Genomic DNA, 16,652 nt, shown 5'->3' on the forward strand with positions numbered 1-16,652 from the left:
AATATGTCAACCACTCGTTTGGTCAAAGCAAAACTTATTCCAAAGGTTCCAGCACAGGGTGTGGACACGATTGAGTTCATGTTCAACCCCACCAAGCTTTCCTTCAGCCGGAGTGTTCAAATCAATGCCCCTCAAGGCGCACGTACTGCTAGAGGACTGCCGAAAGTCAGCTTCCAAAGTATAGATCCTTATAAACTCACTATCTCAGAAATTCTGTTTGATACCTATGAAGAAGGCACCAGCGTCCTCTGGTACATCAACAAACTAAAAAAAGCTGTTGAGTTTCCCGATGGTCAAGATGTCCCGCCCGTCTATGTCTTTACTTGGGGTGCCCAAGAATACCTCCGTTGCTTTGTGCAATCACTCAGCTACGAACTGACCATGTTTTTGCCTGATGGCACTCCAGTGCGTGCTTCAGCTAGCCTGACCCTCCACGAAGTAGATGTACTTATCCCCCCAGGCTCTCCAGAAGCTCCTTCTAGTGTGAATCGCGTCGGGGAAAGTCGAGGCAGCAAGACTCGAAAAGCTACATGAACGGTCATCATTTGTTGGATTGCGCCGAACCAGAACGGTTAGAAAAAATTGTAGTTCGACCTTTGGAGAATGGGCGGGGGCGTAGAGTTTCTTCTAAACTAGCTGAAACTTGCGTTCTAAATTTTGAATTTGGATGAACGTCTGCATGGGTTTAAATATCCTCTCGGTGATTGAGAAATTATCCGCGTGTAGATTACCTTGCTTGACTAACAAAACGCCTGATAATTTTAAAAAATCTTAGTTTTGACAGAGAGTTTTTTTACCCAACTAAACTCACAGTTCTAATTTGAGATTACAAAATCTAGCCTAAAAATTCGAGATTTGTCAGGCAACAAGGCAAAAGACCCCTATAGTTCAAATACCAAAGAATAAAAAATTTGAAAAAAAATGCCAGTCAGGATTTCATCCAAAATCTAAAATTTAGAAGCTAAAATCATTTACGTGTTGCCTACAAATGCCAAAGTATATATCCTATCCTCAAATAAAAATTGATGGAGATGATGCTCCTGCGAGTTTGATGGAAGATATTCTTCAAATCTCCGTAGAAGAAAGCCTCCATCTTCCAGCCATGTTTACCCTAGTTATCCGGAACGACTACTTCCCAGGGCGCGAAGGAGATGAACTTTGGCGCTACGAAAACTTATTAACAATTGGTAAACCCGTCCAGATTGGCTTTAAATCCAGCACTACAGAAGATGCTGATTTTGACGATCCACAGCAGGGCAACATTCTGAATGGCGAGATTACAGCAATTGAAACCCACTTTACCAGTGGTTCTCAAGCTCCGGTCGTGATTCGCGGGTATGACGTTTCTCATCGCCTACATCGGGGACGCTACAACCGCTCTTTCCAAAACATGACCGACACCGACATTGTTCGGCAAATTATCGGTGAATTGGGGATTACAGCGGGCACCATTGACGAAAGTGGCGGGCCTTATGGCTTTGGCGATCCCGTTGGCTATATTTTCCAAGAAAATCAAACCAACATGGAATTCTTGCGAGAACGGGCAGCCCGGAACGGTTTTGAGTTGTTTGTGCAAGATGGGAAACTGCACTTCCGCAAGCCGGTGGCGGGTGCTTCTTTGGCTCTCAAGTGGTTACAAGAAATACATAGTTTCCAAGTTCGGGTAACAAGTGCCGAGCAGGTAGATTCTGTTGAGGTAAGAGCTTGGGATTATAAAAGTAAACAGGTGATTGCATCTACTAAAAGCAGTCAAACAACACAAGTCATTACCGATACCAAACAAGGCAAGGGCAAAGCAACTAGCACTAGCTTTAGCAGTACCCCCAAGATGATTGTTGTCGATCAGCCAGTCTCTTCTCAGAAAGAATCAGACGCGATCGCGCAAGCTTTGTATAACGAGTTATCGGGGGAATTTGTCTACGCTGATGCCAAAGCTGAAGGCGATCCGCGAATTCGACCGGGACGGGTCGTGGACTTGGCAAGTATGGGCAAATACAGCGGCAAGTATTACGTCACGACAACCCGTCACGTTTATCAGGAACGGTTCTACACTACCGAATTTAGCGTGCGGGGATTGCGGGGAGACGATCTTCTGGCAACCCTGTCTCCCCGAACCCATCTCCAAGCAGGACAAACATTATTAGTAGGAATTGTCACGAATAACAAAGATCCCAAAAAATGGGGTCGAGTGAGAGTAAAGTTTCCCACTTTAACAGAGGAACACGAAAGTAACTGGGCAAGAGTGGTGGGAGCCGGAGCTGGTGTAAATCGCGGGTTTGACTGTCTGCCGGAGGTCAATGACGAGGTATTGGTTGCCTTTGAACACGGCGATATTCATCGCCCCTACGTCATTGGCGGTGTCTGGAACGGTACAGATGCACCGCCGGAAGATGTGGATAATACAATTTCAGGTGAAGGCAAAGTCCGCCTGCGGACATTTAAAACCCGTACCGGGCATAAATTACAGTTTGTGGAAGAGGATAAAGATACTAGCAAGGCTGGTGTCTACATTGAGACGATAGGCGCTCATAAATGTCACATGAATGACAGCGAAAAGTTTGTGGAAATTAAAACCACTGACGGTCATTATGTGCGCCTAGACGATCAAAATAAGAAGATCGAAATTAAAACCAAAGGCGGTCATAAGATCCTCATCGACGATCTCAATAAGAAGCTGGATATCACAACAACTGGTGGTCAGAAGTTGCTGATGAATGACATGACCAATACCATCACGATGCAGGCAGTGCAAAAAGTGAGTATTTCAGCACCAATGGAAATTCTGCTGCAATCAGGCCCTAGTAGTATAAAACTCGCACCTGCTGGCATAGAACTTCAAACCGCGGCCAAGTTAAGCGCTCAAGCAGGCGGAGTTTTAGACTTGAAGTCTGGGGGTGCTGCCACTATGAAAGCTGGTGCGGCATTGTCGCTGCAATCTGGCGGTGCTTTGTCGGCGCAGTCGGCTGCTGCTGTAAGCGTACAGTCTGGCGCAGCGTTGAACCTGCAAGCAGGTGCTGCGGTAGCGATTATGGCAGCTGCCACAGCCAGTATGACTGCACCGCTGATTCGGCTGAATTGCTAACAATCGAGGGGAGCAGGAAAGAAGAAATTGCGATCGCGACCAATGGCTAATGCCTAACCATAGAAACGTGGTACACAATTAGCCATTCTCGATTAACGATTAAGGAAGGTTTTATGTTACCAGTAGCCGTATTGGGCGATGTCGCTAGTGGTAGTCCCATTATCGGACCGGGGGCACCAACCGTTTTAGTTATGGGGCGACCTATCGCTTGTCTGGGAGATGCTGTCACGGGTCCGTCAATTGCTGGCGCTCTCGCGATGCCTTGTTCTGTCACCGTTCTGGCTTGCGGGCGTCCAGTGGCGCATATGGGCACAATGGCAGTGGGAGCAACTCCTACTGTGCCTCCAGTTCCCATTTCTTTACCTGTGATTGCCACAGGAGTCACTGTATTAGTTGCTCCTTAATGAGCAACTATAAGAGGTAGAATTCGTTATTTCTAGTTTGGGTTAGCGATCGCTTATTCTTTAAGGTGTGTCGGCAAATCCCGACGAACGCATCCCTGAATTGCCCAAATCATCCTCAACAGGGAATACTTTAAACTTCCTTATCGAATTCCCCACACTTTGATGGTGTTGTCGTAACTGCCACTAACAATCGTCCTTCCATCTGGGGTTATTGCTACGGAACTCACTGCGTTTGAATGCCCCTCTAGCGTACCTCTGCACTCGCACGTCTCAAGATCCCACACTTTGATGGTGTTGTCCTTACTGCCACTGACAATAGTTTTACCATCCGTCGCTATTGCTACGCAAAGAACATAGTCTGAATGTCCCTCTAGCGTGCCCTTACACTCGCACGTCACGAGATCCCACACTTTAATAGTATTGTCCTTACTGCCACTCACAATCGTCCTTCCATCCAGGGCTATTGCTACGGAATAAACTCGGCGTGAATGCCCCTGTAGCGAACCCTTCCACTTACCTGCTTCGATATCCCACACTTTGAGGATGTTGTCGTCATTGCTACTAACAATCGTTTGATCGTTCGGGGCTATTGCTACGAAATAAACATCCCATAAAAACTTATTTACCATGCGGAGGCACTCCCTCGTCTCTATATCCAACGCTTTGATGGTTTTGTACTGACGACCATGAATCAAAGTTTTACCATCTGGGAATATTCCTAGTATTTGTAGGCTGCGCTGACACTTGCCCGTCAGAATATCCCATACGTTGATACTCTTTAAGCCCCCTCTACCACAGAAGTTGTTGTCCCTACTAGCACTGACAAAAGTCTTACCATCTGGCGCGATTGCTACGGAATCAACCGAGGCTAAATGCCCCTCGAAGGTGCCCCTACACTTGCCCGTCAGAATATCCCACACTTTGATATTCATATCGCCACTGCCACTAACAATGGTTTCACCATCCGGCGCGATCGCTACCGAACTAACATAGTCAGAATGCCCCTCAAAGGTACAAAGACATTCAAAAAATTGATAAGGATTGAATTCTTGCAAGGCAATTTTGACTTTCGTTTCTGTCCTTGTCCGCAGTAGCGAGTACGCAGCCCACATTACCTGTGCCGATTCATCCAGCAAAGCAGGAATCACCAAATCCAAGCCTGATTCGCCATAATAGAGGGCACCGCTTAATGCAAGAATTCTTTGCGCTGACACTGCTCTAGCCAAGCGTCTCTTAACAGCTTCTAACCCGCCAAAGATAACAGCAAGACTAATGGAAATGTCTAATGAAAGGTCTTGAATCGCAACTAATTTGCCTTGATAAAATGTCATCCCCAAAAGAGGTTTTAAGAAGATTCCATCAATGAAGTCTTTACCTAAGGTGATTCTCCCAGTAAAACGGGTAAAAATTTTAAGATTCCGATAACAAAAACCACTACAGTTATCGTAGGTTGGCATAACTCCTTCTATAGGTTTATGACCGCCCGTAACACCACCGACAGTCATTTCCTTCAAAAACAATTCTTCATTAACAATTTCATAGGTTGAATAAAATCCTCTCCGGCAAGCTGTAGAAAATAGAATCTCTTTCATTCCATAGTCGCGTGGTCTAATTAAAACTCCTTCTTGTATTACGTTTGAGGGAACTGATTCCTCATTCAACAAATCAAATATTTTATCTTTTATTTTATCGAAATCTACAGATTCTTCTGCTGTAGCATTAATTTTATCAACCGGATATTCTAAAGAAGGCTCTAAGCCAGCTAAATAGTAGGTTTCTCCGTTATAGACGAATTTTTCCCTTATTTGTTCTGTCATAACAATAAAAAAACCTTAAATTCGAGGTCTAAATCATATCTGTAAGAAAACCACATATTTGAGCTTGCACTTTCCCAAAGACTAGTGTTAATTTTCAGCAGAATCTCTTCTAATCACTTCTCAAAAATCTTGTTCAGTCGCTAAAGTTTCCCGTCCTAAACCTTAAACGCTGCGCGATCAAAAGCATCCCGATCTACAATAACCTCTGTCTTCAACTGCTAACCAATTCGCTCTAAACACTTGCTCTGGGGTGCTGTCCAAGCACGACTTATTACATTACTAATTCTTGGAGTATGCCTCGCATACAAGGAGCATCCCGGTTTTGTAAAACCTCCATTTCCATCAAAATCAGGATACTGGGTAGAGAGTCAACGATTAGTCAGCCATTAAACACGGGGTAGACCCCGCAGTGTCAAACTGATTCAGGTCATTTAAGCAATGTTGTATGTGCTGCGCTTGGCGACTGTTGCCTTCGGCTACAACCCGCTTTGAGGCGGAAGGGCACCGCCCCTAGAACCTAGGGCTACAGCCAGCTTGGGATAACTCGACTTTTGGCGAATAGTCGGGGACTTTCAGCTTTAGTAAAGTAGCTGCGATACTAGGCACAGAGTCACTTTTATGCCAGAAGGATCGGATAAGCAGCGCAGCCACTTGGGTACGGGATGGTCTTTCCCACTACGGGTGAACGTACAGGGAGGGCTTCAACTCAGTTCGGCAGAACGGAATATTGAAGAATCTATTCGGATTATCCTGCGGACTGAAATCGGAGAAAGGGTGTATCGACCCAATTTTGGGTCGCGCTTATCGGAGATGGTCTTTGCGCCCATGAATACTCAAACCCTTCTCCTGTTGCGCTTGCACGTCCAAGAAGCTCTAGAAATGTGGGAGCCGCGCATTGTCATCGATTTGGTGCGGACTGACCCCGATCCCATCCGAGGCCGAGTGGATATTATTGTGGAATACCATCCTAAGGGCACTTATGATGCTCGGAGCTTGGTCTATCCTTTCTATCTGAACGGCAAAGAGGAGTGATGGTTCATGAGGGTTCTGAGTAACAAGAGAATTCTTTAATTCAAAATCCCTACTCATTTATCGCATTTCTATAACTTTTGCCCAATTACTAATTACCAATTCCTAGTTACCGATTATTTATTAATAATGGACTTTGATTTTTTACCCAAGTTACCGAAGTCTGATTTAGATGATCGGACATTCAAAGATTTAGTAGATGAGTGCATTCTACGGATTCCTCGCTATTGTCCGGAGTGGACGAATTATAACCCTAGCGATCCTGGCATCACGCTGATTGAGCTATTTGCGTGGCTGACCGATCAAATGTTGCTGCGGTTCAATCAAGTTCCCCGTCGCAACTATGTTGCTTTTTTAGAGTTACTAGGGGTTCGCCTGCAAGCTCCGGTTCCCGCTCAGACAGACCTGACTTTTTATCTGAGTGCTGCTTTGCCCGAACCATATACGATTCCATCTGGGGTAGAAATTGCGACCGTCAGGACAGAAACTGAGCAAGCGATTGTCTTCAGTACCAACCAGCCGCTGGTGATTGGCAAGCCCAGTATCCGACATTTTCTAACCGCTCAGACGGTTGAAGATACTCCCCAAATGTTACGCGATCGCTTCACGAACCTTTGGACTCTGCGCCCTGACGGTGAGTGGATGGGCAGAGAATTAGCCTTTTTTGATGAGCAACCCCAGTCGGGAAATTGCTTTTATCTGGTATTCGACCCGGAGGACGAATGCGAAGGGAATGTTCTGGCAGTCAAATTCAAAGGAGAAGTTGCGACATCCACTGGCATTAATCCCGACGCGCCTCCTCGCCGCTGGGAAGCTTGGAATGGCGCGTACTGGCAGCCGGTTTTGTTGCAGGAAGCTGATGATGGCACGAAAGGATTTAGTTTCAGCGAATTCGCTCGGACTGGAAGCAATCCCCTCCAAAGTGGGGACGTCGTGCTACATCTGCCCCAACGCTGGCCTGTGAGCCACTTCCTCACCTACCAGGGTCGCTGGCTGCGCTGCGTTTATAGTCACATCGATCCTACGCAACCGGGTTACAGTAGTTCCCCGCGGATTGTGAGTTTGTCGGCGAGAGCGATTGGCGGTACCGTCCTCGCTTCTCAATGCGAACAGATTAGAAATGAACTTTTGGGAGAAAGCGAGGGTACGCCCGGTCAAACTTTCCAATTGCAAGGCGTTCCTGTCTTGACACGGCGGGAAGATGAATACATTTTGGTAAGTCCGCCTGGAGCCTTGCCTCAAATATGGACAGAAGTCAATGACTTTGCTGATTCTGGCCCTCAGGATCTTCACTACACGATTGACTCGCGGACTGGGATGGTTCAGTTTGGCCCCCTGATTCGAGAACCCGCCCAACTCCAGCAGCAGACTCAGTTGCGCGCGAGAACGCAGATGCAGAACCTGGTGAGCGATCGCTTGTTGAATGCTAGCGCCCGTCCCGAAGAAGTGCGATCGCTAGAGCGTCAATATGGTGCAGTGCCGCCCAAAGGCTCCGCGATTCGCATGGTCGCTTACCGCACGGGAGGAGGTCGAAAAGGCAATGTTCAACGGGGAACCATTACTATCCCCAAGTCAGCCGTTCCCTACGTTGCCAGAGTCATTAACCATACCCCCGCCCGCAACGGTGCCGACGCCGAATCTTTGGAAGATGCCGTCGTCCGAGTGCCAGCAATGCTCCGCACCCGCGATCGCGCCGTCACGCCCGAAGATTTTGAGGTACTGGCACTACAGGCAGGAGGCGGTGGCGTGGCGCGTGCCCGTTGTCTGACCCCTACCGATAGTAGCGAAGCCGGAACCGTCCGACTGATGCTGGTGCCCCAGGCGAATACGGATGCGATCGCGCGAGGCGAAGGCATTCACCCAGACCTATTTTCCCTCAGCCCTCAACTGAGCGAGCAAATCCACGCTTACCTGAACGAGCGACGACTGTTGGGAGTGCAAGTGCGTCTGCAAGCACCCGAATATGTCGGAGTGTCCGTTCAGACTGAAGTGGCACTGGAGCCAGAGTACAATAACCCCCGCGCCCAAGAAGAAATCCTGCTGAAATTACGGGTAGCGTTGTACCGCTTCCTCAACCCACTTACTGGCGGAATGGATGGGAAAGGCTGGCCTTTTGGACGCCCCGTTTATCCTTCAGACATTGTCACCTTATTCCAGCAAATTCCAGGCGTTCGCTATTTAGGTGTGGTGCAGCTGTTTGAGTTGCGTCAGCAGGAACAAACCTGGATACGGACACTGCCTCAAAACCCCGTCATCGATCCCGGTCCTTTAGGGCTAGTCTGTTCCTGGCTGAACAGTCGCCTGCGCTCTGGTCATGTTGTCAACTTGATTCAATAAAGGACTGAGGGGTGCAGGACTGTTAACGAAGCGGTGCGAAGCCCGGATTAAGTGCAAGCGTGAAGAGAATGAGAAAGTAGTATCAGTTCCTCTAGCTTTTTGACTGCTGACTTCTGGCTTTTCACTTTCTGATTCCTCACTCACTCCTCATCCCTTACTCCTGATTTTCAGCACTCACCACAGACCATGACTCAAAGCACGTCGCACGGTAAAATCTTACACCTGACACTCACCCCCATGCAGCTTGCCGAGGCAGTTCAGCCAGTGGGGGCGAGTAACACGGCTAATGCCCTGGCACTCAGTGGCAGTGTCAGTACCGAAGGCATGACGAGCAATCAATTGCTCGTGTATCCAGGCGAACCGAGTGAAATGGTGGTGCAGCTCAAAAACTTGGGAACCCGAATCCTAGACGTGAGCCTGCAACTTGAGGGCAACTTCCCAAGCCAATGGTGTCGCATTGGGATGGAGGGGCATGAAATTGCTCCAGGTCAGCAGATGGATGCGGTGTTATATTTCCAAATCCCAACCAACTTCTTTGAGAATAACCAGTCTTTGGAGTCGGGCGAAACCCTAGTCGTTGATTATCATAGCCGCCTTTATGTGTACTACACAGAGCTAGGAGGAACTGGAGGGATTGCTACACCAGGTCGGCAACTAATTGAATCCGCAGCTTTCAACCTTTATGTACGTCCCCGCAGTCTCTACCTGGATTTTTTGCCCAGTCTCTATCGGGAAGTAGACTTTATTGGTCGCTTTTTAAAGATTTTTGAGGAGACTTTTGAACCCGCAGTGCAGTCGATGGATCTGTTGTGGGCTTACTTAGATCCTTTGACTGCGCCGACGACGATGCTACCCTTTCTAGCCCACTGGGTAGCATGGCCGATGGACCCTCGATGGAGTCTAAATCGGCAGCGATATCTGATTCGTCAGGCGGTAGAACTTTATCGCTGGCGAGGAACGCGACGGGGGTTGCGGCTCTATCTACATCTCTATACAGACTTGCCACTCGACGAGCATCTCCCTGAAGAAGCTGATAAGCACATTAGTATTGAAGAAATCTTTGGTAAAGGTTTCCTGTTAGGGGAAACCCGCCTTGGCGAAGACTCCATGTTGGGCGGTGGGCGTCCTTATCACTTCATTGTACGCCTGCGACCTGAGCGACCTGGTCAAGTTGATGAAGGATTGGTGCGGCACATCATCGACCAAGAAAAACCGGCTTTCTGCACTTACGATCTGGATATCGCAGAGGTAATCGGTAGTGGGTAATCTGAGTAAAAAAACCATGAGTCATTAATAATTAGCAATCATTAATTAGCCATTAATCATTATGTTTCCACCACCCCCAACGAATCCTTTAGAACGTCTCCAAGTTACTGATGGTCTGTTGATGAATGCCGACCGTTGGCGTCGGGCACATGAGTACCACCGACAGAGACAGAATATCCATTACCAGTCGCTCAATCAGCCAGGAATTGTCTGCGGTTTGGGCGTGCGCTTGATCGCAGCACCAGCGGAAGTCGCGCCGCAATTCCGGGATGGACGTTGGGTACAAATTCAGCCGGGAATTGCGATTGATTTAGCGGGAAACCCGATTGTTGTTTCCGAACCGATTGAATTTCGGGTGTCGGGTGAGACGCTGACAGAAAATCCTCAGATGGTTTATCTAGCGATTAGTTATGTAGATCCGGAGAAATTGCGCCGGAAAGAGTCTCGTGAATTTGAAAAGGAAACCTTCCGGTTAGATGAAAAGACCACTCCACCGAGTGAAATGGAAGTGGAATTGTGCCGAATTTTTCTGCAATCCGAGTCAGAGGAATTAGAGAATCCCAAGGATGTATTTTTTCCGACAGTTAATAGCTTAGATTTACGTTATCGAGCGATCGCGCGATCGCGTCCTCAAGCAGTTGTCCGCGTTGCCCAAGTCACGCAGCAACAACCTGCCGATGGGCGCAGTTTTTCCAATCTTTCGTACTTACTCAATTCGGTTCCTGCGCTTTACCCAAGCTTACAGGGAGCGGATCAGATTGGACAAGTTCCCTTTTTGGGTGCCGAAAAGTCTTTGCCGCTTGCCGCTTTAGGCTATGACCTACTTTACTTCACGGGTCGTCAGGCACTCTATCTGAACGATCGAGAATTTGAAGCCCTGAAAAATTATTTAGAGACAGGGGGTGTTCTGCTAGTCGATGCTGCCACCGATGCCATAGAGCTGATTGAGAGCATCATGGCGATCGCTCAACAACTCGGAACTCCCTTAGAGGATATCAAACGCTTGAGCCGAAATCATCCCTTGCGGACACAGCCTTTCTTGTTTGCAGCCTTACCTAGTTTAAATCAACAGCCCATTCAACTCGGCTATGGAGGAGGAATTATCTTAGTCGTTGGCAATCTCTCAGCAGCATGGGGATTAGATGACAAGCTTTTACTACCGCGAGAAACGATTCGTACCGCCCAAGAATTAGGAATAAACCTTCTGCATTTCGCATGGCGCAAGCGGCAACTCACCCAATTATTAAGGGCAGACAATCCTGTGTCAACCGTTGCTAAACCGTCTGTCAAACAAGCGATTTTTGACAAACTACAATTTTAAAAGATTCTCTACTCCAAACACAAACTAGGCATCTTTCCGGTGTTCTTATTTTTTGCTAGCAACGGCTAACAGTTATTAAGATATCTAGGTACTAAAGTAATTCTAATGAACTCATAAAATTCTCTCTTCTTTCCTTCTTCCTTAGCGCTATTTGTGTCTTCTCGGTTCATAAAAAAAGGTAGCTCTCCTCAATTAAATAAGACTGCTATCGCTAAAAAGGTATATTTTCGATGGTAAATAAAAGTTTAATCTACGCTAAATTATCCACCCAGTTACTTCGATACAAACCAGGAGGTATACCAGCTGCCTTTGAAGTAACAGTTACGAATGAAAGCAATCAATTTGCAACTTTTCAAGTAGAACTACTAGCCGCTGGTGCTGACTCTAGTTTAGCTAATTCCTGGTATAAACTATCTCCAGGAATTAGCGCCAAAACACCCCCTGGAGATAGTACAAAGTTTTATGTAGCGATTACTGACACGCCCGTTCCTGGGTTTGTCGGCAAAATGAATATCACCGTCCGCATCTTCTCGATGGAACTGCGGGAAGAAGAAAGACAACTTCTGAGGATATCCATTGAGCAGGGAACTGGCTCTATCCCCATGCAGGTTGAGCTGCCAGTCCGAGAATTTGTTGTTCATCCGACAGATTTGATCGAGATACCAGTCTGGGTATACAATCCCAGCCAACTGTCCACCAACGTCGTGCTACATTTTGTGGGCATAGAGCCGACTTGGCTAGCCGAGAGTGCCGAACGACGGCTGCAAGTTGCACCCGGTAGCAAGGTAGAAACAAGTTTCTTATGCCAAATACCCATTGCCACCCTTGCTCCCAGCCAGGTATACCCTTTTTCCGTTGAATGTACTCAGCACAATGGTCCTCCATCAAAGAATGCAGGAGCCATTAAGGTTGTTGCTGCGGGATTTATAGATTTCAGTTGCACCCCAGCCTTACAGCAAATCCCTCCATCGCGAAATTGGCTGCCGAGATGGAAGTCTAACTCCGCAACTTACAAACTCAATTTTGAGAATGCCAGCAATTTAACTCAGCAAGTAAGTTGCGAAGTCAATGCGGAAGATCGGCGGAGATTCCATTTGCAGATCATCCCTGAAGTGGCAGACCTGAAGCCAGGTGAGACGACTCAACTACAGCTAGTCTGTACGAGGAAACGCCGGTGGTTGGGTTCAGTTCAAAGATTTCTTTTGGAAGTTAAGGCGATTGTGTCGGATGAGCGCTTAGATGTCCGAAATGACACCCAAATCTTGAAACTGCTTGTCCGGCCAGTTCTCCCTATCTGGATGCAGTTAACTGGATTAATCTTGCTGCTTTTCTTGCTCTGGGCGCTGTCGTGGTTAAACCCTTACAACCCATTTTGGGGACACAAAGCTTCTGTCACGTCGGTGCAATTTAATGGACTCGGAGAGCAACTCATTACTGGCTCGAATGACCAAACCGCAATTAGATGGCGCACTTCAGGCTTTCTGAATCCCTTGCTTAATCAACAAATGGGAGTTGTGGGAAAGGCGGGTAAAGCTGTGCGGGTCATCCGCTATAAACCAGTAGACAATGATGTGGTTGCCGCAGGCTTGGAGAATGGAGAGATCCAGCTATGGAATGTATCGGGAGAAAGAAAGCAACCGATAAATTCTTTCTCGTTCCAAAAGGACGATCGGGTTTTAGCTCTAGAATTCACCAAAGACTCGCGTTATCTATTAAGCGGTCACGGGAGTGGTTTAGTTGCAGTGTGGGATGTGGAACGCGACCTCGACAATCCTAACGCTACCAATCAACCGCTGCGAGGGAAGAAATTTGATTTTGTCGTGAATGCTCTGGCATTGGTGGGAAAAGCGGATAAAAACCTAGCGATCGCAGGACGCTTCAACCAATTTGTCGTCTGGAATTTGGCAAAAGACAAGTGGGGGCGCGTATCCTATCCTCGCCAAGGAGGTCAGGAAGATTACATCGTCAGCTTGGATAGTGCTGAATACAAGCCGAATCTTTTAGTCACTGCTGATAACCAGGGGTACATTACCTTATGGAATATGCAAAAATGTCTTGCCGAGCAGGGACCTTGTGAAGTTTTGGATGAATGGTCGGATGGTCATGGCGGCAAGTCAGTTCGCTCGGTAGCATTGAGCGCAAATGGTTGCTACTTGGTGAGTGGAGGGGATGACGGACGAGTGATGCTTTGGCCTCTGACTGCTGAAGGTAAGCGGGATTCTCAGTTAAAAGGCAGAAAAATCGATGGCTCGTTTGGTCAGTCTTGGCATATTAATAGTGTAGATATTAAGACGGTCGGAAACTCTATCTTTGTGCTGAGTGGTAGTGACGATACTGAAGTGAGGTTAAAACGTGCGGATCGGCTACCCCAACTACAGTGCGACCAACAAAACTGAGGTGAAAAAATGGAGAACTGAGCGAGAAGCCTCACTGAGTTTTCAGCCGTGTAGAGACGCCGATTTATCGCGTCTCCTCAGTCCTTATTTCTGGGGAGGGAAACAATGACAACGAGACAACCGTTCGATGCTGGTTCCTTAGAGAGACAGGATGAAAAAGCCGGCGGTCTGACAATGGTCGATGTCCTGACGCTGCCTGAGTCCCAGCGACAGATCGTGCAATGGATGATGCGTAAAAAATCCGAAGTTAGTCTGGCTGAGGTGGCAGATCGTACAGGCTCAGGGGAAGACGTAGCGATCGCGCTGTTGGACGATCTGGTTGCTCAAGGCTTTGTACAGGAGACGGAAGTAGCAGGCGAATTACGCTATCGGATGCGTCTTGCTGCCAAACGAGGCGCTCAGCAGTTGCCTAAAACCATCCACCAAGCGCTAGCTCCCGGTAATCCCCTCGCGGTGATCCTCAATCCTTCCGGAGACTACGCCCTCGTCGCCGGAGCGACCTTCGATCTCTGCATCACGGTCAGCAACAAGGGCAATCAAAGCGCCTTAATTGATATTTTTATCGATGAAGTATCCCAACCGCTCCGTCAGTGGTGTACTTCTCCCCATCAGCGACTGGCGTTAGGTTCCAACTCTACCAGCGAGGTCATCTTTCAGTTTCAGGTGCCAGTCGAGACGAAACCGGGCACCTACCCCTACCTGTTGGTCGTCGATGCGCCGCAGCACTACCCGGAAGATACCCCGATCCGCCATCAAGCGCGACTTCAGGTTTTACCGCCGATTGAGACTGCCATTCGGGTTAGCGATCCTACCTTTAGTCTTCAGCCAATCACCAGTTCTGCGGTTCCGGCTCGTCTCCAACCCGGTTCGCTGTTGCAAGTTGTGGTGAACGTACACAACCGCTCTGCCAGAGTCGATCGGTTTCGGCTGATGTGCCCGGATTTGGACGAGAAATGGTTTAGCGTGCGTTATCCGGAAGGGCTAGAGTCGCCGGGACTGGTGACAACGACGACAGGATTAGACCTCAACCCCGGAGATACTGGGCAAATTCTGCTGGTGTTAAACCCGCCAATGGACGCGCTGGCAGGAACTTACTATCCTACCGTTCGCTTATATTCTGTTAACAATCCAGACTTGGTATTGCTGGATGTCATTTACCTAGAAATTCTCCCGACTTACCTTCTGACCGTAGAATTCCGCACCCTGGTCGGTAAGGTGAGACGCCTATCCGGATTGTACGAACTCAGATTAAACAATGGGGGCAACACCTCGCGCGAGGTTATCCTGCGAGCCAAAAGTTTGGATGAGGAGGATGTGTGTTCTTACACGGTCTCGCCTTCCTTGATACGGATAGCGCCTTTTTCCTTAGCCATCGCCGAAGTTCAGGTAAAACCGCTCAAGTGGTGGCGTCGCCCTCTGTATGGGGGAGGGAGGTTGATCGGCTTCGGCGTTGAAGTTGAAGATACGCAGCAGTTGCCCTTAATTAATGATGCCCCACAAGGGACGTTGTATTGGGAACCCCGTCCTTGGTGGCAGTTCCTGTTGGTACTACTGCTTTCTTTAGGAATTCTGGTAGCGATCGCTTTCCTGATTTGGTTGATCTTCTTTAAGCCAAAGCCGTCGCCAAAAATTCTTCAATTTAGCTCTTCAGATGCTCTCTATCAAGCATCTGAAGATGACTTAATTCGTCTGAGTTGGCAAATTCGCCACCCAAATCAGATTCAGTCGCTCTTGCTCACCGGGCAATCGCCTGACGGTACAGCTACCGTTGAACCCATTTCTTACGATTTCCGCCAGGGTGTTCCAGAGCAACTCAAGTCATTTTGCGCGATTCGTCAGGTTTTAATCTGCAAAAATGTGCGGACAGATGCCCGCAAAGCCGGTGACTATGTTTTTGAACTGAAAGTCTTCTCCAAAAAAGGAAAAGATGTCGCATCGGATACGCTGAAGACCAGTCCGATCAAAATTGAACCGGAGCCTCCCCCAAAAATTATCGAGTTTTCCTCTACAAGACCGATTTATGCAGAAGTTCCTGGTAAGCCCACCAATGCCAATAAAATTCACCTCAATTGGAGAGTCGTGAATCCAGAGCAGATCAAAGAGTTGCAGTTGATCGGGCGCTCGCCTGACGGTACGGTAAATAGTGTATTGAAGCGGTTTGACTTCAGCAAAGGTGTTGCAAAGGGTTTGGCAAAATACTGTACTGCCGAAGCAGCGCTAATCTGTAAAAATGTGCCTACAGATGCCCGCAAACCAGGAGACTACATCTTTGAAATGATGGTCGTTCCCAATACAGGACAACAGGAACCATCAGATTCCAAGAAGACGGATGCGATTAAAATTACAGCCCAACCTTCGAGAATTGTTAATTTTAAAATCAACAATCAAGAAGCTTTACCCAAATATATTGTTCCAGTCAATCAGGTAAAACCTGGTGAAATTCTTAAAATATCTTGGAAAGTAGAAGGCGGCAGCAATATTAAAGTTGAGCTGCTTCCGGCACCCGGTACGGTTCCCGTTCAGGGCAGTATCCCCTACACTCTCAGTCAGAAACCGGGTAGTGAAACGATTACGCTGCAAGTCACCAATGGAGCTGGCGAACAAATTAGCAGAGCGGTTACCATTGAAACTTTTGAACCGCCACCCCCACCGCCACCTGCTGCCTTAGCCCCGGCTCTACCTACCTTAGTCCCCGCTCCACCTACCTTAGCCCCGGCTCCAATCGTCCCACCGCCGCTGCCCCCAGCGCCCCCTCCCGGAGCAGCGGGTGCCCCCGCCGCAACCTCTGCCCCTGGTACCCCAGAGGCTTCTGGCACGGGTGCCCCTGCTGCCGGTACTCCTGCTGCCGGTACTACCACTGCTACTCCTGCCGCTGGTAATCCTGCCAATCCTGCTACCGTACCAACCCCCAGCGAACCAGGTTCGCTCTCGCCCTCTGAATTACCCCCCCGTCCTGACTGACTGAATTAACTGCTGGGTAAGTAAGCGAATGTAATTCAA

At 48.2% G+C, this 16,652-nt stretch carries 10 protein-coding genes; 9 read left to right on the forward strand and 1 reads right to left on the reverse strand.

Annotated features, from left to right (window positions below; all coding sequences use genetic code 11):
- The first annotated feature begins 3 nt into the window (after positions 1–3).
- From H6F52_RS11515 to H6F52_RS11525, 3 genes are all read left to right on the forward strand, one after another.
- Complete coding sequence (locus H6F52_RS11515; protein ID WP_190412621.1) at positions 4–534, forward strand: hypothetical protein; 531 nt, start codon at positions 4–6, stop codon at positions 532–534.
- Positions 535–988: 454 nt separating this feature from the next.
- The gene (locus tag H6F52_RS11520; RefSeq protein ID WP_190534722.1) at positions 989–3,082 is read left to right on the forward strand and encodes a VgrG-related protein; all 2,094 of its coding nucleotides are present in this window, start codon (positions 989–991) and stop codon (positions 3,080–3,082) included.
- Between the two features lie 113 nt (positions 3,083–3,195).
- On the forward strand, positions 3,196–3,486 hold the full coding sequence (locus H6F52_RS11525) for a PAAR domain-containing protein (protein WP_190412623.1): 291 nt from the start codon (positions 3,196–3,198) through the stop codon (positions 3,484–3,486).
- Between the two features lie 140 nt (positions 3,487–3,626).
- On the opposite strand, the gene H6F52_RS11530 is transcribed toward H6F52_RS11525, so the two are convergent.
- Positions 3,627–5,303: a WD40 repeat domain-containing protein gene (locus tag H6F52_RS11530; RefSeq protein ID WP_190534725.1), complete on the reverse strand. Its 1,677-nt coding sequence runs from the start codon at positions 5,301–5,303 to the stop codon at positions 3,627–3,629.
- Between the two features lie 618 nt (positions 5,304–5,921).
- Between H6F52_RS11530 and H6F52_RS11535 the strand changes: the two genes are divergently transcribed.
- The 6 genes from H6F52_RS11535 to H6F52_RS11560 all read left to right on the forward strand — a co-directional run bounded on the left by H6F52_RS11535 (position 5,922) and on the right by H6F52_RS11560 (position 16,613).
- A complete protein-coding gene (locus tag H6F52_RS11535) occupies positions 5,922–6,335 on the forward strand; it encodes a GPW/gp25 family protein (RefSeq protein ID WP_190412625.1) in 414 nt (137 codons plus the stop codon).
- A 126-nt stretch (positions 6,336–6,461) separates the two neighbouring features.
- On the forward strand, positions 6,462–8,669 hold the full coding sequence (locus H6F52_RS11540) for a putative baseplate assembly protein (RefSeq protein WP_190534727.1): 2,208 nt from the start codon (positions 6,462–6,464) through the stop codon (positions 8,667–8,669).
- A 186-nt stretch (positions 8,670–8,855) separates the two neighbouring features.
- Positions 8,856–9,935: a phage tail protein gene (locus H6F52_RS11545; RefSeq protein WP_190534729.1), complete on the forward strand. Its 1,080-nt coding sequence runs from the start codon at positions 8,856–8,858 to the stop codon at positions 9,933–9,935.
- 61 nt (positions 9,936–9,996) lie between these two features.
- On the forward strand, positions 9,997–11,256 hold the full coding sequence (locus tag H6F52_RS11550) for a DUF4159 domain-containing protein (RefSeq protein WP_190534732.1): 1,260 nt from the start codon (positions 9,997–9,999) through the stop codon (positions 11,254–11,256).
- Between the two features lie 230 nt (positions 11,257–11,486).
- On the forward strand, positions 11,487–13,652 hold the full coding sequence (locus H6F52_RS11555) for a hypothetical protein (protein WP_190534735.1): 2,166 nt from the start codon (positions 11,487–11,489) through the stop codon (positions 13,650–13,652).
- Between the two features lie 105 nt (positions 13,653–13,757).
- A complete protein-coding gene (locus H6F52_RS11560) occupies positions 13,758–16,613 on the forward strand; it encodes a hypothetical protein (RefSeq protein ID WP_190534738.1) in 2,856 nt (951 codons plus the stop codon).
- Positions 16,614–16,652: the final 39 nt, after the last annotated feature.

The organism is Coleofasciculus sp. FACHB-542 (genome assembly GCF_014695825.1).
In the GTDB taxonomy this organism is placed as follows: Bacteria; Cyanobacteriota; Cyanobacteriia; order Cyanobacteriales; family FACHB-T130; genus FACHB-T130.